General features: G+C 62.6%; 15 protein-coding genes. 10 read left to right on the top strand and 5 right to left on the bottom strand.

From position 1 onward, the window contains the following. Positions 1–101: 101 nt before the first annotated feature. Complete coding sequence (locus AC07W7_RS07165; protein WP_495038998.1) at positions 102–1664, bottom strand: sigma-54-dependent transcriptional regulator; 1563 nt, start codon at positions 1662–1664, stop codon at positions 102–104. Positions 1665–1941: 277 nt separating this feature from the next. Here AC07W7_RS07165 and phhA point away from each other — a divergent pair, with 277 nt between their 5' ends. From phhA to AC07W7_RS07150, 3 genes are all read left to right on the top strand, one after another. Beyond that, positions 1942–2733 carry a phenylalanine 4-monooxygenase gene (phhA, locus tag AC07W7_RS07160; RefSeq protein ID WP_495038997.1) on the top strand — a complete coding sequence of 264 codons (792 nt, stop codon included), beginning with the start codon at positions 1942–1944 and terminating at the stop codon, positions 2731–2733. Positions 2734–2838: 105 nt separating this feature from the next. Further along, the gene (locus AC07W7_RS07155; RefSeq protein WP_169897485.1) at positions 2839–3195 is read left to right on the top strand and encodes a 4a-hydroxytetrahydrobiopterin dehydratase; all 357 of its coding nucleotides are present in this window, start codon (positions 2839–2841) and stop codon (positions 3193–3195) included. Then, a complete protein-coding gene (locus tag AC07W7_RS07150; RefSeq protein WP_495038996.1) occupies positions 3192–4391 on the top strand; it encodes an amino acid aminotransferase in 1200 nt (399 codons plus the stop codon). Before AC07W7_RS07155 ends, AC07W7_RS07150 begins: the two co-directional genes overlap by 4 nt. A 62-nt stretch (positions 4392–4453) precedes the next feature. Here the strand turns inward: AC07W7_RS07150 and AC07W7_RS07145 are convergent, their stop codons facing one another. Beyond that, positions 4454–5263, bottom strand: coding sequence for a UDP-2,3-diacylglucosamine diphosphatase (locus AC07W7_RS07145; protein ID WP_495038995.1), 810 nt, complete (start codon positions 5261–5263; stop codon positions 4454–4456). 133 nt (positions 5264–5396) lie between these two features. On the opposite strand from AC07W7_RS07145, the gene AC07W7_RS07140 reads away from it, so the two are divergent. The 3 genes from AC07W7_RS07140 (at position 5397) to AC07W7_RS07130 (ending at position 7540) form a co-directional block, all read left to right on the top strand. Next, complete coding sequence (locus tag AC07W7_RS07140) at positions 5397–6155, top strand: helix-turn-helix transcriptional regulator (RefSeq protein WP_495038994.1); 759 nt, start codon at positions 5397–5399, stop codon at positions 6153–6155. A 93-nt stretch (positions 6156–6248) separates the two neighbouring features. Beyond that, positions 6249–7130: a DMT family transporter gene (locus tag AC07W7_RS07135; RefSeq protein ID WP_495038993.1), complete on the top strand. Its 882-nt coding sequence runs from the start codon at positions 6249–6251 to the stop codon at positions 7128–7130. Positions 7131–7258: 128 nt separating this feature from the next. Then, entirely contained in the window at positions 7259–7540 is a 282-nt protein-coding gene (locus tag AC07W7_RS07130; RefSeq protein WP_495038992.1) for a hypothetical protein, read from the top strand. Between the two features lie 38 nt (positions 7541–7578). On the opposite strand, the gene AC07W7_RS07125 is transcribed toward AC07W7_RS07130, so the two are convergent. Next, a complete protein-coding gene (locus AC07W7_RS07125) occupies positions 7579–7866 on the bottom strand; it encodes an Rdx family protein (protein WP_169901371.1) in 288 nt (95 codons plus the stop codon). Positions 7867–7949: 83 nt separating this feature from the next. On the opposite strand from AC07W7_RS07125, the gene AC07W7_RS07120 reads away from it, so the two are divergent. Further along, positions 7950–10139, top strand: coding sequence for a patatin-like phospholipase family protein (locus AC07W7_RS07120; protein ID WP_197883316.1), 2190 nt, complete (start codon positions 7950–7952; stop codon positions 10137–10139). Positions 10140–10223: 84 nt separating this feature from the next. Here the strand turns inward: AC07W7_RS07120 and AC07W7_RS07115 are convergent, their stop codons facing one another. Both AC07W7_RS07115 and recQ read right to left on the bottom strand, forming a co-directional pair. Next, positions 10224–10658 carry a MarR family transcriptional regulator gene (locus AC07W7_RS07115; protein ID WP_099168086.1) on the bottom strand — a complete coding sequence of 145 codons (435 nt, stop codon included), beginning with the start codon at positions 10656–10658 and terminating at the stop codon, positions 10224–10226. Positions 10659–10779: 121 nt separating this feature from the next. Continuing rightward, positions 10780–12909 (bottom strand): DNA helicase RecQ, encoded by a 2130-nt coding sequence (recQ, locus tag AC07W7_RS07110; RefSeq protein ID WP_099168085.1) that lies wholly within the window; start codon positions 12907–12909, stop codon positions 10780–10782. A 274-nt stretch (positions 12910–13183) separates the two neighbouring features. On the opposite strand from recQ, the gene AC07W7_RS07105 reads away from it, so the two are divergent. The 3 genes from AC07W7_RS07105 (at position 13184) to AC07W7_RS07095 (ending at position 17755) form a co-directional block, all read left to right on the top strand. Further along, positions 13184–13771 (top strand): UPF0149 family protein, encoded by a 588-nt coding sequence (locus AC07W7_RS07105; protein WP_076963034.1) that lies wholly within the window; start codon positions 13184–13186, stop codon positions 13769–13771. A gap of 20 nt (positions 13772–13791) precedes the next feature. Then, positions 13792–14178, top strand: coding sequence for a YbaN family protein (locus tag AC07W7_RS07100; RefSeq protein ID WP_099168084.1), 387 nt, complete (start codon positions 13792–13794; stop codon positions 14176–14178). A 106-nt stretch (positions 14179–14284) separates the two neighbouring features. Beyond that, on the top strand, positions 14285–17755 hold the full coding sequence (locus tag AC07W7_RS07095; RefSeq protein WP_495038991.1) for a hybrid sensor histidine kinase/response regulator: 3471 nt from the start codon (positions 14285–14287) through the stop codon (positions 17753–17755). The last annotated feature ends 38 nt before the right edge of the window (positions 17756–17793 follow it).

The following is a 17793-nucleotide window of genomic DNA, read 5'->3' as shown; positions in this document are numbered from 1 at the left end:
TCAGACTGAATGCCATGCTGCGTGACGGCACCGAATGGAGGTGACGAATGGCATGTTGAAGACAGTTGCTCCCACATGTTTTACTGTGTTGTGTCAGGGGTTTATTTGTCGGCCTTGAGCACTGCGTAATCACGCAACTTATTGGCGATGGTGGTATGGGACACCCCCAGGCGCTTACCCAACAACCGACTGCTGGGGTGTTCGGCATACAAACTCTCCAGCACCGCCTTTTCAAACCGCCCGACAATCTCTTCCAGGCCACCCTCCAGGGAGAAATCGCCAAGCGGTTGGCGCACGCCGTAATCCGGCAGCCGGATATGCTCGGCCTTGACCAGGCCACCGTCACACAGGGAGACCGCCTGGAACAGCACGTTTTCCAACTGGCGCACATTACCCGGCCAATGATAGTGGCTGAGCCGCTCCATGGCCGCCGGCGCCAGCTTGGGCAGCGGGCAGCCAATCAGGCGGCTGGCCTGGTCGATAAAATGCTCGACCAGCGGCGGCAACCCGTCGAGGCATTCGCGCAGCGGCGGGATATGCAGCGACAGCACATTGAGCCGGTGGTAGAGATCCTGGCGAAACTCCCCGCGGGCACACAGCTCCGACAAATCCACCTGGGTCGCACAGATCACCCGCACATCCAGGTAGACCTCTTCATCACTGCCTACACGCCGGAAGCAACCGTCCTGCAGAAAGCGCAGCAACTTCACCTGCAACCGCGCGCTCATTTCGCCCACGCCATCGAGAAACAGCGTACCGCCCGCCGTCAGTTCCAACAGCCCCAACTTGCCCTCCGCCCGCGCCCCTTCAAAGGCGCCAGGGCCATAGCCAAACAGCTCGGTCTCGGCCATCGACTCCGGCAGGCCGGCGCAATTGAGCGCCATCAACGGCGACTGCCCACGCGGGCTGGCCAGGTGACAGGCACGCGCCAGCAACTCCTTGCCGGTGCCGGTTTCGCCTTCTATTAGTAGGGGCGCGTCGAGGGGCGCCATGCGTCGGGCCTCACGCACCACGGCGGCCATGACTTTGGAGCTTTGGAAAATACTGTCGAAGCCGCGCAGCTCCTGCTTGCGCACATTGTAGATACGCTCGCCGACGCGGTCGGCGCGGTGCAAGGTCAGCACGGCGCCGGCCATGGCTTCGCTGTCGTCATGTTCAGAGGACTGCAGCGGCGCGATGTCGGCAAGGAACACATCACCCTTGACCTTGACCCGCAGGCCATTGATCCGCGACTTGCTGGCACGCACCAGTTCCGGCAGGTCGAAGTCCTCGGCGTAGCGCGACAAGGGAATGCCCGGCACCTCGTCCACGCGCACCCCGAGCAACTGCGCGGCCGCGCGGTTGGCCGCGACAATCGAGCCGCCCATGTCGATGGACAGCACCGGAAATTCCAACGCCCCCAGCAAGGCGTTGAGTTCCATATGCCGACGCTCGCTGGGCATCAGCCCTACCCGCTTGACGCCAAACACCCCGGCAATCGCCTCGAACTGCGGGCGCAGGGCCTGGAACTGCATGTTCACCAGGTTCGGGCAGTACAGGTAGATGGCATTGCCATGTTCGCCGCCGACCTCGCCCTTGGCCACGTTGACCCCGTACTCCACCAACAGGTTGAGGATGTCCCGCAGGATGCCGATGCGGTTCTGGCAATGCACTTTGATACGCATGTAAAGGCCCGGTTTGTTGTAGGAGGGCTGATCGGGTTGCGTCTTTTTGTCGCCGGACGCAGATAGTCGTCAAGATTATGTGACAGCTAGCGGCCTTTTCAAACCAGTAAAGCGCAATGCAGGGTGCACCACAGCGAAACCGTAACGAATATTTTACGATAGCTATCGAATTTTCCTACAGCCTTCCCCTAGAGGCGGGTGGAATCCACGGCCAGGCGGAGTATCAATAAGCCCATAGCAGGACATAACAAGAACGAATGCCTAGCAGGAGAGCCGTATGAAGCAGACGCACTACGTGGCCCGCGAGCCCGATGCGCAAGGTTTTATCCACTACCCGCCCGAAGAACACGCGGTGTGGAACACCCTGATCACCCGTCAACTGAAAGTGATCGAGGGTCGCGCCTGCCAGGAATACCTGGACGGCATCGACAAGCTCGGCCTGCCCCATGACCGTATTCCGCAACTGGCGGAAATCAACGAAGTGTTGGCCCAAACCACCGGCTGGCAAGTGGCGCGGGTGCCGGCACTGATCCCCTTCCAGACCTTCTTTGAATTGCTCGCCAACAAGCAATTTCCGGTGGCGACCTTTATTCGTACCCGCGAAGAGCTGGATTACCTGCAAGAACCGGATATTTTCCACGAGATTTTCGGCCACTGCCCACTGCTGACCAACCCCTGGTTCGCCGAATTCACCCACACCTATGGCAAGCTCGGCCTGGCGGCCACCAAAGAGCAGCGCGTGTACCTGGCGCGCCTGTACTGGATGACCATCGAGTTCGGCCTGGTGGACACGCCCGAAGGCCGGCGCATCTACGGTGGCGGCATTCTGTCGTCGCCCAAGGAGACGGTGTACTGCCTCTCGGATGAGCCCAAGCACCAAGCCTTCGACCCGCTGGAAGCCATGCGCACCCCGTATCGCATCGACATCCTGCAGCCGCTGTATTTCGCCCTGCCCAACCTCAAGCGCCTGTTTGAAGTGGCGCAGGAAGACATCATGGGCATGGTCGAGCGCGGCATGCAGTTGGGGCTGCACGCACCGCTGTTCCCCCCCAAGCCCAAGGCGGCTTGAACTGATGCTTTAAAGGCCAGGTGAGTCTGTTCCCTGGCCGCGTGTTGCTTTAGGGTGACGCGACTGGCAACCGAATTCCACATACTCGATTTCAGGAACACCGTTATGACCCCTTTGAACCAAACCCATTGCGAAGCCTGCCGCGCCGACGCCCCGCAAGTCAGCGACGAAGAACTGCCGGTGCTGATCAAGCAGATCCCCGACTGGAACATCGAAGTGCGCGACGGCGTGATGCAGCTGGAAAAAGTCTTCCTGTTCAAGAACTTCAAATTCGCCCTGGCCTTTACCAATGCCATGGGCGAAATCTCCGAAGCTGAAGGCCATCACCCTGGCCTGCTGACCGAATGGGGCAAAGTCACCGTGACCTGGTGGAGCCACTCGATCAAGGGCCTGCACCGCAACGACTTCATCATGGCCGCGCGCACCGATGCAGTGGCCAAGGATGCCGAGGGCCGCAAGTGATGCATTTTGCCGCGATTGGCCGGGTGCCCGGGGATCCGATCCTCGGGTTGATGGAGTCCTATGCCAAGGATGCCAACCCGCAAAAATTCGACCTGGGCGTGGGCGTGTATAAGGATGCCCAGGGCCTGACCCCGATTCTGCAAGCAGTCAAGCGCGCCGAGCAGCGCCTGGTCGAGCAGCAAACCACCAAGACCTACATTGGCGGGCATGGCGACCCGGCTTTCGGCCGCCTGGTCACTGAGCTGGTGCTGGGCGCCGGGTCTGCACTGCTCAAGGCACAACGCGCCGGCGCCACGCAAACCCCAGGTGGCACCGGCGCTCTGCGCCTGAGCGCCGACTTTATCGCCCACAGCCTGCCAGGCCGTGGCGTGTGGTTGAGCAACCCGACGTGGCCGATCCACGAAACCATCTTCGCCAAGGCCGGGCTCAAGGTCAGCCACTACCCGTATGTGGGCAGTGACAACCGCCTGGACGTGCCGGCCATGCTCGCCACCCTGGCTACCGTGCCCGAGGGCGACGTGGTGCTGCTGCACGCCTGCTGCCACAACCCCACCGGTTTCGACCTGTCCCAGGACGACTGGCGCCAGGTGCTGCAAATCGTGCGCGAGCGCCAACTGCTGCCACTGATCGACTTCGCCTACCAGGGTTTTGGCGATGGCCTGGAGCAGGACGCTTGGGCCGTGCGCCTGTTTGCCGATGAGCTGCCTGAGGTGCTGGTCACCAGTTCCTGCTCGAAGAATTTTGGCTTGTACAGCGACCGCGTCGGCGCGCTGATCGTGTGCGCCAACGATGCCGAGAAGCTGTTGGATGTGCGCAGCCAGCTGGCATTTATTGCGCGCAACCTGTGGTCGACACCACCGGATCATGGCGCGGCGGTGGTCGCGACCATCCTCGGCGACACTGAGCTCAAACAGCTGTGGAGCAGCGAAGTCGAAGGCATGCGCTCGCGCATCGCGCAATTGCGTTCGGGCCTGGTCGAAGCGCTGGTGCCCCATGGATTGGCCGAGCGTTTTGCCCATGTCGGCGTGCAGCGCGGGATGTTTTCCTATACCGGCCTGAGCGCCGAACAGGTGAAGCAACTGCGGGAAAAACACAGCGTGTATATGGTCAGTTCCGGGCGGGCCAACGTGGCGGGGATTGATGAAACGCGGCTGGGGTTGCTGGCCGAGGCTATTGCAGACGTGTGCCGCAACTGACGAAACCGAATCAAATGTGGGAGCGGGCTTGCTCGCTCCCACATTTTTGACCGAGGCGATCTTCAGCCAGCAACCATCTCGGCCTTGACCTGCGCCTCCCTGGCCTGGGCATCCGCCAACCGATACAGCTCGATATGCCCATCCCAGTGCTCGATCAATGCCGTGCACGACTCCACCCAATCCCCGCAATTGAGGTAGTCCACCTCGCCCACCTTGCGAATCTCCGCATGGTGAATATGCCCACACACCACGCCGTGCAACTCGCGCTTGGTCACTTCATGGGCAATGGCTTCCTCGAAATCGCTGATAAAGCTCACCGCCGTCTTCACCTTATGCTTGAGGTACGCCGACAATGACCAGTAGCCGTAGCCATAGCGCGCCCGCCAGTGGTTCAGCCAGCGGTTGAGGGTCAGAGTGAATTCGTAGGCCCAATCGCCAAGAAACGCCAGCCAGCGGTGGTAACGGGTGATTACGTCGAACTGGTCGCCATGGATCACCAGCAAATGCCGGCCATCGGCGGTCACATGCACCGCTTCGTCCACCAGTTGGATATTGCCCAGGATCAGCTTTGAATAGCGGCGCAGAAATTCGTCGTGGTTGCCGGTGACGTAGATCACCTCGGTGCCGCGCTTGCTCATGGTCAGCAGGCGGCGGATCACGTTGGTGTGGGCCTGGGGCCAGTACATGCCGCTGCGCAGTTTCCAGCCGTCGATGATATCGCCCACCAGGTACACCTTGTCGGCGTGGTAGCCCTTGAGAAACTGCGACAGATGTTCGGCCTGACAGTCCCGGGTGCCCAGGTGCACGTCGGAGATCCACAGGGTCCGTACCCGTTGCTTGCGGCTGGGTTTGGCGAGCTCGGCGCTGGTCATGGGCATACCTCACGGGTGTTTTCGCCAGCTTGCTCCCGGGCAATTAATAGCCCATGACAGTCCTGCGTCAGTCAGATGACAGCGCCCGCCGCCCGTCGGCGGTGTAAACTGCCGCCCTGCCCGGGAGATTGCGATGGGACCGACCCTCACGCTGCGCCATTACACCCACGACCTGATTGCCCATAGCCATGAGCATGCGCAACTGGTGTTCGGCCTGGCCGGCCGCCTGGATTTCGAGGTAGAAGGCATCGGCGGTGAAGTCCGCCCGCAAGGGGTGATGGTCCTGCCCTTCTCCACCCATCACGCCTGCGGCAGCCCCCAGGGCAGCCAGTGCCTGGTGCTGGATGTGCCCGACGAACAGTGGCTGGTGCAGTCGTTGGGCGAACACGCCGATGCCAGTCGCCGCCTGCTGGACCGCCCGGTACGGGTGAGCCTGGATGCCCGCCAGGGCCAATTGGTCAACTGGCTGGCGAGTGGTGCACTGGATGACCCGTTGATCGCCCAGCAAGGCGCGGTGCTGCTACTGGCCACCCTCAATGGCCAGGCGCCTGCGCAAGCCGGCGCACGGCGCCTGCCCTATGGCGCCTTCAACGCCCATATCGACCAGCATGCGGCCTACCCGCTACAGGTCGCAGATCTGGCGCGGCTGGCAGATATGTCTGTCGCCCGCCTACACGCACGCTTTATCAGCGAGTGCGGGCAGACGCCCATGGACTACATCCGCACCCGCCGCCTGCACATGGCCCGGGGCTTGTTGCGCGACAGTCACCTGCCGATTGGCGAGATCGCCGCGCGGGTCGGCTATGGCTCGCAAAGCGCGTTTGCCGCTGCGGTGCTGCGCGAGTTCGGCCGCTCGCCCGGGGCCCTGCGCCGGCTCGACAACGGGCGCTAGTCCTGCGATAAAACCGGCGACTCCCGCGACAGACACCCCGGCGCCAGGCGCTCTAGACTGGATGCCTGCCTGTTCACTGTTTTAAGGACTGCCATGACCCCGCGCACTGCCCTCGGCGCCCTGCACATCGGTGCATTGATGTTTGGCCTCACCGGCGTCTTCGGCAAACTCGCCGCCGCCTCGCCGAGCATTATCGTGTTTGGCCGTGCCGCGTTCGCGGTGCTCGCCCTGGTGTTGTTCGCCCGTTTTGCCAGCAACACACCGTGGCAAAAGCTCTACAGCGCCGACCTGCGACGCCTGCTGCTCAGCGGCTTGCTGCTGGCCGGGCACTGGGTGAGTTTCTTTATCGCGGTAAAAGTGGCTGGGGTGGCGATTGCGACCTTGGGTTTTACCACGTTCCCGGCGTTCACCGTGATCCTTGAAGGGCTGATCTTCCGCGAGCGGATCCGCGCCAATGAAATGGTGCTGGTGGTGCTGGTCAGCATCGGCCTGGTGCTGGTCACCCCGGACTTCGACCTGGCCAGCCAAGCCACCAGTGGCCTGGTCTGGGCCGTGGTCTCGGGCCTGCTGTTCTCGCTGCTGTCATTGAACAACCGGGCCAGCGCCAGTATCCCGCCCGTGCAGGCGGCCCTGTGCCAGAACGTCGTAGTAGCGCTGTGCCTGTTGCCCGTCGCCGCTCCCGGCCTTGGCGAGGTACGCGCCCTGGACTGGTTGTGGATCAGCCTGCTGGGGGTGTTCTGTACCGGCCTGGCCCACAGTTTGTTCGTCGCCAGCCTCAAGGTGCTCAAGGCGCGCACCGCTGCGGTGGTGTTCGCCATGGAGCCGGTGTACGGCATCAGCGTGGCCTGGCTGCTGTTCAGCGAAACGCCAACCCTGCGCATGCTGCTGGGCGGTGCGCTGATTATTGCCGCCATTGTCGTCTCAGGGTTGATGAGCCGCCCGGCCAAGGCTAAACAGCCGCCGGCCATGGCCTGATCTATACTTTTTGTATCCGCAACAGTCAGCCGTCGTTCAACGGATACAGACTCCTCGACGACAGCCGTGGTCCTTGAAGTTGCTGCATGCGAGTGGTCACTCCCTTAACGCGATGCAGGAGTTTTACCATGGACATGTTCATCACCCTGATCATTCAAATCATCAGTGGCGCGGTCGGCGGCAATATCGCCGGCCTTAGCAAGCAAGGCCTGGGTTCCGGGCTCAACACCATGGTCGGTGGCGTCGGCGGCCTGGTGCTGGGGCAGATCGTTGCAGCAATCAGCGGCCTGCCGGCGGGCGGCGCGCTGGATGTTGCCGCCGTGGGCAGCCATATTGTCGGCGGCGGCGTCGGTGGCCTGGTGCTGACGTTTGTCGTCGGCTGGATCAAGAATAAAATGGCCGCCAAGTAAACCATTCGTCACTGCCGGCCCTGCGCCGGCAGTGTCGTTTACGAGGTCCGGTCGTTGTGCCCCAGGTCCCGCTCGGGGTCGATCTGGTCGCGCACCCGCTGCTTGAGCACCTTGGCCTCCGGGAAACCACCATCGGCCTTGCGCTCCCAGATCTGCACACCGTCGCAGGTAATGCGAAACGCCCCGCCGCTCGCCGGTTCCAGCGCTACCTTGCCGAGGTCGTCGGCAAAGGTGCTCAACAGCTCCTGGGCCAGCCACGCGGCGCGCAGCAACCACTGGCATTGGGTGCAATAGGTGATGACAATTTCGGGCTTGGGTGCGGACATGAAATGACAGACTCCTGCATGACGGGACAGGTGGATCGGATGGCTATAATACCGGCCTTTATCATCCAGCCCCGAGATTGATGATGCGCCGCCTGTTGTCCTGCCTGTTGCTGTGCCTGCTCCCTGTCCTTGTCCAAGCCGTGGAAGCGCCACGCCCGAAAATCGGCCTGGTGCTCTCTGGCGGTGCGGCCCGGGGCCTGGCCCACATCGGTGTGCTCAAGGCCCTGGAAGAGCAAGGCATCCACATCGACGCGATTGCCGGCACCAGCATGGGCGCAGTGATTGGCGGGCTGTACGCGTCGGGCTACAAGATCGACGAGCTGGAAAAACTCGCCCTGGGCATCGACTGGCAATTGGCGCTGTCCGATGCCCCGCCCCGGGAAGACGTGCCGTTCCGGCGCAAGCAGGATGACCGGGACTTTTTGATCAAGCAGAAACTGAGCTTTCGTGACGACGGCAGCCTGGGCCTGCCCCTGGGCGTGATCCAGGGCCAGAACCTGGCGCTGCTGCTGGAGAGCATGTTCGCCCACAGCAGCAACACCCGCGACTTCGACAAGCTGCCGATCCCATTTCGCGCCGTGGCCACCGATATCAGCAGTGGCGAAAAAGTGGTGTTTCGCAAGGGCCACCTGCCCCAGGTAATCCGCGCCAGCATGTCGATCCCGGCGGTGTTCGCCCCGGTGGAGCTAGACGGCCGGCTGCTGGTGGATGGCGGCATGACCGATAACATCCCCCTGGATGTGGCGCGGGAAATGGGGGTCGATATTGCCATTGTGGTGGATATCGGCACGCCGTTGCGCAACCGCAAGCAACTGGCGACGGTGGTGGATGTGCTCAACCAGTCCATCACCCTGATGACCCGCCGCAACTCCGAGGAGCAGCTCAAGGCCCTGCACCCCGGCGATGTACTGATCCAGCCACCGCTGGCCGCGTATGGCGTGACCGACTTTGGCCGGGCCAAGGACATGATCGACGCCGGCTACCGCGCCACCCGCGCCCTGGACACCCGCCTGGCACGCTTGCGCCCCACCCAATCGGTGGACGCCGAACTGACCGCCGCCCGCACGCCGGGCCAGCGCAACCCGACGATCACGGCGATCAAGGTGGAAAACGACTCGAAAGTCGGCGACGACGTGATCCGCTACTACATCCGCCAACCCATTGGCGAGCCGCTGAACCTGGCGCGCCTGCAATCGGACATGGGCACCCTGTACGGCCTGGATTACTTCGAGCAGGTGCAATACCGCGTGGTGAAAAAAGGCCCGGACAACACCCTGGTCATCAGCGCGCGCGGCAAACGCAGCGGCACCGACTACCTGCGCCTGGGGCTCAACCTGTCCGATGACATGCGCGGCGACAGCGCGTTCAACCTCGGCGCCAGCTACCGCGTCAACGGCATCAATCGCCTCGGCGCCGAGTGGCTTACCAGGGTGCAGATCGGTGATCGCCAGGAGCTGTACAGCGAGTTCTATCAGCCGATGGATGCCGGCTCGCGCTATTTCGTCGCCCCCTATATCAGTGCGCAGGCGCAGAATGTGGAACTGATCCTGGATAACGACCCGATCTCCGAATACCGCCTTGAACGCTATGGTTTTGGCCTGAACGTTGGCCGGCAGATCGGCAATAGCGGCGAAATCCGCTTTGGCGTCGGCGAGGCCTGGGGCAAGGCCGATGTGCGCATTGGCGACCGCGACTTGCCAAGCGTGAGCTTCAGCGAGGGGTTCTACGAGCTCAAGTACTCATTCGACTCCCTGGATAACGTGTACTTCCCCCACTCCGGCGAAGATATCGGCCTGGCCTACCGCGAATTCGAGCCGGGCCTGGGCTCGGACCAGCGCTACCGGCAATGGGAGCTCAAGCTGGACAAGGCCATGAGCCACGGCCCGGACACCCTGGTACTGGGCGGCCGCTACGGGCGCACCCTGGATGATTCCGACGTGGTGATTTCCAGCTTCCTGCTGGGCGGTGCACGGCAGTTGTCGGGGTTCCGCCAGGATGCGATTTCCGGGCAGAACATCAGCCTGATGCGCGCGGTCTACTACCGCCGCCTGACCCCACGCTCGTACTTGCCGCTGGACTTCCCACTGTACCTGGGCGCCTCCCTGGAACGCGGGCGGGCATGGAACAACGACAATGAGTTCGACAGTGGCTATATCAATGCCGCGAGTATTTTCCTCGGGTTTGATACGCCACTGGGGCCGTTGAATTTCAGCTATGGGTTTAATGATGACAATCAGAAGGCGGTGTATCTGAATCTTGGGCAGACGTTCTAACAACAACACTTAGCCGAGGTAGAGCAGGCTTGTGTGGGAGCGGGCTTGCCCGCTCCCACCTTTAGATCATGGGTATCGCAGACATCAGGTCTTTTCCAGGTTCGCCAGGATATGCCCATGTACCCGCATGCACACCCGCATATCCTCCTCATCGACCCCTACAAACAACTCCTGACGCAAAGCCGTGGCAATGGTCTCGATCTGCTCGATCAGCGGCCGTGCGGTATCACACAACACAATGCGCTTGGCACGCCGGTCTTCCAGCACGGCCTGGCGTTGCACCAGGCCCTGGCTTTCCAGGCTGTCGAGCAGGCGCGCCAATGTGGGCCCCTCTACCCCGACACTCTGGGCCAGCTCGCGCTGGGTCGGTGCTTCTTCAAAGCGTGCCAGATGCAGCAGCACCAGCCAGCGTGCCTGGGACAACCCCAGCCCCGCCAGACGGCGATCCAGCTCGGCGCGCCAGCCACGGGACATTTGCGCCAACTGCATGCCAAAACGGTGTTGATCGGTTAACGGCATAAAAAACTCATGGGTTAGACTGAAAATAAAGTGTGGCTAATTATTAGTCAGCTAAGCATGACCCATGACAGTAGGCAAGGCTTGCAATGTACTGATTCGTTACATTGTCGTAATTGACGCATCAAATCTCGAATTCCGACTGCAAAGCGGCCCGTACACAGTACAAAACGCCCTCGGGCACCCGCCCGGTAAACAGCGGCGCTATATCGGAAACAGGTGGCAATTCACCTTCGCCGTCGAGAAACGCATCCTGGATTTCACCCAGCAAGTCTTCCGGCAGGTCGAGGGCCTGTTCCAGGGACAATTGCTGTTTGCCAATGGACTCGGCCAGCAAGGTGTAGACGTTCTTTTCCGAGCACTGCAACTGCCCGGCGATCTGGATCGGGGTCATGCCGGCGCGGGCCAGGCTGATCAGTTCGTGGCGGATATCGGCGATTTCCTTGGGCGCTTCGGCCTGGCCGCCAAGGACTTCCAGGAAGGCCTGGCCATAACGCTCCAGCTTGCGTGCGCCGACGCCGCTGACCCTGGCCATTTCGGCCAGGGTGGTCGGTTGTTCGCGCAGCATCTCCAGCAAGGTGGAGTCGGGGAAAATGACGTAGGGCGGCACGCTGTGCTCTTGTGCCAGCTTACGGCGCAAGGCACGCAGGGCTTCCCATTGTTCGCGTTCTTCGCCACGCACCAGTTGGCTGGCCTGGCTGGTGCTGCTGGATTTGGCAGTGGTCTGCGGCTTGAGGTCGCGGCGCAGCTCCAGGCTGACCTCGCCCTTGAGCAGGGGCCGGCAACTGTCGTTCAGGCGCAGGCCGCCATAGCCTTCCAGATCGATATCCACCAGGCCACGGGCGACCATCTGGCGGAACAGCGAGCGCCATTCGCCTTCAGCCCGCGCCTTGCCCACGCCATACACCGACAGGTGCTGGTGACCAAAGCTGCGGATTTTTTCGTTGTCCTTGCCCAGCAGCACATCCACCAGATGGCCGACGCCATAACGCTGGCCGGTGCGGAAGATCGCCGACAGGCCCTGGCGCGCCGGCTCGGTGGCATCCCAGGTTTGCACGCCATCCACACAGTTGTCGCAATGCCCACAGGGCTGGGGCATGTCTTCGTCGAAATAGGCGAGCAAGGTCTGGCGGCGGCAGCGGGTTTCTTCACACAGCGACAGCATGGCATCGAGCTTGTGCTGCTCCAGGCGCTTGTGACGCTCATCGCCCTCGGAGTTCTGCAGCATCTGCTTGAGCATCACCACATCCTGCAGGCCATAGACCATCCAGGCATCCGCCGGCAGGCCATCGCGGCCGGCACGTCCGGTTTCCTGGTAGTACGCCTCCAGGGACTTGGGCAGGTCCATATGGGCCACGAAGCGCACGTTGGACTTGTCGATACCCATGCCAAACGCAATGGTCGCCACCATGATCAGGCCTTCCTCGTTGAGGAAGCGCTTCTGGTGATAAGCCCGCAACTCGTTGGGCAGGCCGGCGTGGTAAGGCAGTGCGGGGTAACCCTGCTCGCACAGGAACGCCGCCACTTCATCGACCTTCTTGCGTGACAGGCAGTAGACAATCCCGGCATCGCTGCGCCGCTCCGAGAGGAATGCGAGCAACTGCTTGCGCGGCTGTTCCTTGGGCACGATGCGATAAAAGATATTGGGGCGGTCGAAACTGGAAAGAAAACGCTCGGCGTTCTGCAGGTGCAGGCGCTCGACGATTTCTTCGCGGGTGCGCTTGTCGGCCGTGGCCGTCAGGGCAATGCGCGGCACATTGGGGAACAGCTCGGCCAGTTGCCCCAATTGCAGGTATTCACGGCGAAAGTCGTGGCCCCACTGGGAGACGCAGTGGGCCTCGTCGATGGCAAACAGGGAGATATCCAGGCTTTGCAGGAACGCCAGCATCCGCGGCTGGACCAAACGCTCGGGCGCCAGGTAGAGCATCTTCACTTCGCCACGGCGGATCCGCGCCGCCAGGTCGCGTTGCTGTTCGGCGCTTAGGGTGGAGTTCAAGGCGGCGGCGGCAACGCCCAGTTCTTCCAGGGTGGCCACTTGATCGTCCATCAGCGCGATCAGCGGCGAGACCACCACCGCCAGCCCTTCACGCAGCAGTGCCGGCACCTGGAAGCACAATGACTTGCCGCCGCCGGTAGGCATCAGGACCAGCGCATCACCGCCGCTGGCCACGCGCTCAATGATCGCACCCTGGCGGCCACGAAAGCTGTCGTAGCCGAAGATGTCCTTGAGGACGCGTTGAGCCTGTTCAAGCATGAAAAACTCCAAATTCCACCGAAATCCCTCTGTACAGGCTGGCTGAAAAAGCACGCCTGCCCGGAAAATAATCCGTAAGCGAACTTTTCCCGCAACCGCCTCCGGCCTGTAGGGGCATCACAAAACGCGGCAGTATACCCGAGCACTCCCCGGCAAAGGGCGCCACTGACGAATAGCGGCCCATCTGAAAACCTTGCAAATATGCCGTGCGGCTGGCCTGTGCGCTCAAGAAGGCCTAGAATTCAGCATCGTTTATTCCCAAGGTAGTCTTTCAATGTCCTTCGCTGAGCAACTAAACCGCCTGCAAGCCTTCCTCGATGCCGATGAGCTGCATGACGAGGCGCTGGACTACGTGGCCGCCCACGGCTACCTGACCGCCCTGTCGATCTGCTCTGAACCGGTGCCTGATCGCGAATGGATCGACGCCCTGTTCGCCGAAGAGCCGCACTACAAGGACGAGGCCCAGCGCACCGAAATCGAAGAAACCCTGCTCCAGCTCAAGGCCCACATCTCCCGCCAACTGGCGTCCGATGAAGAGTTCGAGCTGCCTTGCGAGCTCGACCTGGGCGAAGAGCCGGATGACTCCGACCTGCGCGGCTGGTGCATTGGCTTCATGGAAGGGGTGTTCCTGCGTGAAGCCGCCTGGTTTGAAACCGCCGAGGAAGAAGTCAGCGAAATGCTGCTGCCGATCATGGTCGGTTCCGGCCTGTTCGACGACCAGCCTGAGTTCGCCGATATCGCCAGCGACGCCAACCTGATGGACGACATGATCGTACAGATCCCGGAAGCCCTGACCGCCCTGTACCTGCTGTGCAACGCCCCCGACGAAAAACCGGCGATCCTCAAGCCTCGCCATCACTAAGTCCCCCGCCCGTGGCGCCCATGGGCAACCGCTCCCCGATTGTGCGCTACGTTCTATTGGCCATTGGCTGGTTGAGCGTGGTGCTCGGGGTGATCGGGATTTTCCTGCCAGTCTTGCCGACCACCCCTTTCCTGCTCTTGGCTGCCGGCTGCTTTGCCCGTAGCTCACCGCGTTTCTACCACTGGCTGGTGAATCACCCGCGCCTTGGCCCATGGATCCGTGATTACCTGGATGGCAACGGTATCCCATTAAAAGGCAAGGTGTACGCCATCGGCCTGATGTGGTTGAGCATCGGCCTGTCCTGCTACCTGGTGCCACTGCCCTGGGCACGTGGCTTCATGTTGACCAGTGCGGTGCTGGTGACGATCTACCTCCTGCGCCAGAAAACCCTGCCTCCGCGCTCGTAGGAACCGCCCCTACACGACCTTCGTCGACACTGACTAACCCCGGCCAGCATGCGAGACTGTCGTCCCGGGCCTGGAATGCCTGGGTGTTCTTATGCCTGGAGTACTCATGACGCTGTCCAGCGGGCTGATCGCCGCCGTTGCCCTGGCCTATATGGCCATTATGTTTGCCATCGCCTTCTACGGTGACCGTCGCCACGCGCCGCTGCCGCCACGGGTGCGTGCCTGGGTGTATAGCCTGTCGCTGGCGGTGTATTGCACCAGTTGGACCTTCTTCGGCGCTGTAGGCCAGGCCGCCGAACAGTTGTGGGCATTTTTACCAATCTACCTGGGACCGGTCCTGCTTCTAGTACTGGCGCCCTGGGTCCTGCAAAAAATGGTGCTGATCAGCAAGCAGGAAAACATCACCTCCATCGCCGACTTTATCGCTGCACGCTATGGCAAGTCCCAGTCCCTGGCGGTGGTGGTGGCGCTGATCTGCCTGGTGGGCGTGCTGCCTTATATTGCCCTGCAACTCAAAGGCATCGTGCTGGGGGTCAACCTGCTGATTGGCGCCGGCGCCGATGCCACCGGCACCCGGGCCCAGGACACCGCCTTGATCGTGTCCCTGGTGCTGGCGCTGTTCACCATCGTGTTCGGCACGCGCAACCTCGACGCCACGGAGCACCACCGCGGCATGGTGCTGGCGATTGCCTTCGAGTCCCTGGTCAAGCTGTTCGCCTTTCTTGCCGTGGGTGCGTTTGTGACCTACGGCCTGTACGACGGTTTCAACGATCTGTTCAGCCAGGCAATGCTCGCGCCGAGGCTGGAGGAATACTGGAAAGAGACCGTCAACTGGCCCTCGATGGTGGTGCAGACCGGCGTGGCGATGATGGCGATCATCTGCCTGCCCCGTCAGTTCCACGTCACCGTGGTCGAGAACATCGAGCCCCAGGACCTGCGCCTGGCCAAGTGGGTGTTCCCGGCGTACCTGGTGCTGGCGGCGCTGTTTGTGGTGCCGATTGCCCTGGGCGGCAAGATGTTGCTGCCCAGCTCGGTACTGCCGGACTCCTACGTGATCAGCCTGCCCCTGGCCGAAGCCCATCCGGCCCTGGCGTTGCTGGCGTTTATCGGCGGCGCTTCGGCGGCGACCGGCATGGTCATCGTGGCCAGTGTGGCGCTGTCGACCATGGTTTCCAACGATATGTTGCTGCCGTGGCTGCTGCGCCGCACCAACGCCGAGCGCCCGTTTGAAGTCTTCCGCCACTGGATGCTCTCGGTACGCCGGGTGAGCATCGTGATTATTCTGCTGCTGGCCTATGTCAGTTATCGCCTGCTCGGCTCCACCGCCAGCCTGGCAACCATCGGCCAGATCGCCTTTGCCGCGGTGACCCAACTGGCACCGGCGATGCTCGGCGCGCTGTACTGGAAGCAGGCCAACCGGCGCGGCGTGTTTGCCGGCCTGGCGGCGGGCACCTTCCTGTGGTTCTACACCCTGGTGTTGCCGATTGCCGCCCATAGCCTGGGCTGGTCGCTGAATATCTTCCCGGGCCTGGCCTGGCTGCACGGCAACCCGCTGGGGCTGCCGATCACCCCGCTGACCCAGGGTGTGGTGCTGTCTTTGGCCGGTAACTTCACCCTGTTTGCCTGGGTTTCGGTGCTGTCGCGTACTCGGGTCTCGGAGCATTGGCAGGCCGGGCGCTTTATCGGCCAGGAAACCAGCCAGCGCGCCAGCGCCCGCTCCATGCTGTCGGTGCAGATCAATGACCTGCTGAGCCTGGCGGCGCGGTTTGTTGGCGAAGAACGCGCGCAACAGAGCTTCATCCGCTTCGCCTACCGCCAGGGCAAGGGCTTTAACCCCAACCAGAATGCCGACAACGACTGGATCGCCCACACCGAGCGGCTGCTGGCTGGCGTGCTGGGGGCATCCTCGACGCGGGCGGTGGTGAAAGCGGCGATTGAAGGCCGGGAAATGCAACTGGAGGACGTCGTCCGTATCGCTGACGAAGCCTCCGAAGTGTTGCAGTTCAACCGCGCGCTGTTGCAGGGCGCGATCGAGAACATCACCCAGGGCATCAGCGTGGTGGACCAGTCCCTCAAGCTGGTGGCCTGGAACCGCCGCTACCTGGAGCTGTTCAACTACCCCGACGGCCTGATCAGCGTCGGCCGGCCGATTGCCGACATTATTCGCTACAACGCCGAGCGCGGGCTGTGTGGCCCAGGCGAGGCCGAAGTCCACGTGGCGCGGCGCCTGCACTGGATGCGCCAGGGCCGGGCGCATACGTCGGAGCGGCTGTTCCCCAACGGTCGGGTGATCGAGCTGATCGGTAACCCGATGCCCGGTGGCGGGTTTGTCATGAGTTTCACCGACATCACCGCGTTCCGCGAGGCCGAACAGGCCCTGACCGAGGCCAATGAGGGCCTGGAACAGCGAGTCACCGAGCGGACCCATGAACTGTCGCAACTGAACGTGGCCCTGACCGATGCCAAAGGCGTGGCCGAATCGGCCAACCAGTCGAAAACCCGCTTCCTCGCCGCGGTCAGCCATGACCTGATGCAGCCGCTGAACGCGGCGCGACTGTTCTCCGCCGCCCTCTCCCACCAGAGCGAAGGTTTGTCCGGCGAGGCCCGGCAACTGGTGCAGCACCTGGACAGTTCGCTGCGCTCGGCCGAAGACCTGATCAGCGACTTGCTGGATATCTCCCGCCTGGAAAACGGCAAGATCAACCCCCAGCGCCAGCCGTTCGCCTTAAATGAACTGTTCGATGCCCTGGGCGCGGAGTTCAAGGTGCTGGCCCAGGAACAAGGCTTGCGTTTCCGCCTGCGCGGCAGCCGCTTGCGCGTCGACAGTGATATCAAGCTGCTGCGGCGCATCCTGCAGAACTTCCTGACCAACGCCTTCCGCTATGCCCACGGCCCGGTACTGCTGGGTGTGCGACGGCGGCGTGGCGAACTGCGCCTGGAGGTGTGGGACCGTGGCCCGGGCATACCGCTGGATAAACAGAAAGTCATCTTTGAAGAATTCAAGCGCCTGGACAGCCACCAGACCCGTGCCGAGAAGGGCCTGGGGCTGGGCCTGGCCATCGCCGACGGCCTGTGCCGGGTGCTCGGGCACCGCTTGCGGGTGCGTTCGTGGCCGGGCAAGGGCAGCGTCTTCAGTGTCAGCGTGCCGCTGGCCAAGGCGCAAACCAGCGTGCAGGTGCCGGCCCCCCCAGAAAAAGGCCTGCCACTGAGCGGTGCCCAGGTGCTGTGCGTGGACAACGAAGACAGCATCCTGATTGGCATGCGCAGCCTGTTGAGCCGTTGGGGCTGCCAGGTCTGGACCGCCCGCGACCAGGCGCAATGCGCGGCGTTGCTGGCCGAGGGCATGCGCCCGCAACTGGCCCTGGTGGATTACCACCTGGACCATGGCGAGACAGGCACCGAGTTGATGGGCTGGCTGCGCGCGCAACTGGCGGAGCCGATTCCCGGGGTAGTAATCAGCGCCGATGGCCGGCCGGAAATGGTGGCCCAGGTGCATGCGGCGGGGTTGGATTACCTGGCCAAGCCGGTCAAGCCGGCGGCATTGCGGGCGCTGTTGAACCGGCATCTGCCTTTGTAATCAGCCGCGCATCCGATCAAATGTGGGAGCGGGCTTGC

It is taken from the genome of Pseudomonas sp. GW821-FHT01D09, from assembly GCF_059422465.1.
The sequence above is the reverse complement of the archived record's forward strand: the minus strand, read 5'-3'. Positions and strand labels throughout refer to the sequence as shown.

Coding starts and splice junctions, on each gene's coding strand:
- AC07W7_RS07165 (WP_495038998.1), bottom strand. CDS start 1,664: ATGCGTATCAAAGTGCATTGCCAGAACCGCATCGGCATCCTGCGGGAC.
- phhA (WP_495038997.1), top strand. CDS start 1,942: ATGAAGCAGACGCACTACGTGGCCCGCGAGCCCGATGCGCAAGGTTTT.
- AC07W7_RS07155 (WP_169897485.1), top strand. CDS start 2,839: ATGACCCCTTTGAACCAAACCCATTGCGAAGCCTGCCGCGCCGACGCC.
- AC07W7_RS07145 (WP_495038995.1), bottom strand. CDS start 5,263: ATGACCAGCGCCGAGCTCGCCAAACCCAGCCGCAAGCAACGGGTACGG.
- AC07W7_RS07140 (WP_495038994.1), top strand. CDS start 5,397: ATGGGACCGACCCTCACGCTGCGCCATTACACCCACGACCTGATTGCC.
- AC07W7_RS07135 (WP_495038993.1), top strand. CDS start 6,249: ATGACCCCGCGCACTGCCCTCGGCGCCCTGCACATCGGTGCATTGATG.
- AC07W7_RS07130 (WP_495038992.1), top strand. CDS start 7,259: ATGGACATGTTCATCACCCTGATCATTCAAATCATCAGTGGCGCGGTC.
- AC07W7_RS07125 (WP_169901371.1), bottom strand. CDS start 7,866: ATGTCCGCACCCAAGCCCGAAATTGTCATCACCTATTGCACCCAATGC.
- AC07W7_RS07120 (WP_197883316.1), top strand. CDS start 7,950: ATGCGCCGCCTGTTGTCCTGCCTGTTGCTGTGCCTGCTCCCTGTCCTT.
- AC07W7_RS07115 (WP_099168086.1), bottom strand. CDS start 10,658: ATGCCGTTAACCGATCAACACCGTTTTGGCATGCAGTTGGCGCAAATG.
- recQ (WP_099168085.1), bottom strand. CDS start 12,909: ATGCTTGAACAGGCTCAACGCGTCCTCAAGGACATCTTCGGCTACGAC.
- AC07W7_RS07105 (WP_076963034.1), top strand. CDS start 13,184: ATGTCCTTCGCTGAGCAACTAAACCGCCTGCAAGCCTTCCTCGATGCC.
- AC07W7_RS07100 (WP_099168084.1), top strand. CDS start 13,792: ATGGGCAACCGCTCCCCGATTGTGCGCTACGTTCTATTGGCCATTGGC.
- AC07W7_RS07095 (WP_495038991.1), top strand. CDS start 14,285: ATGACGCTGTCCAGCGGGCTGATCGCCGCCGTTGCCCTGGCCTATATG.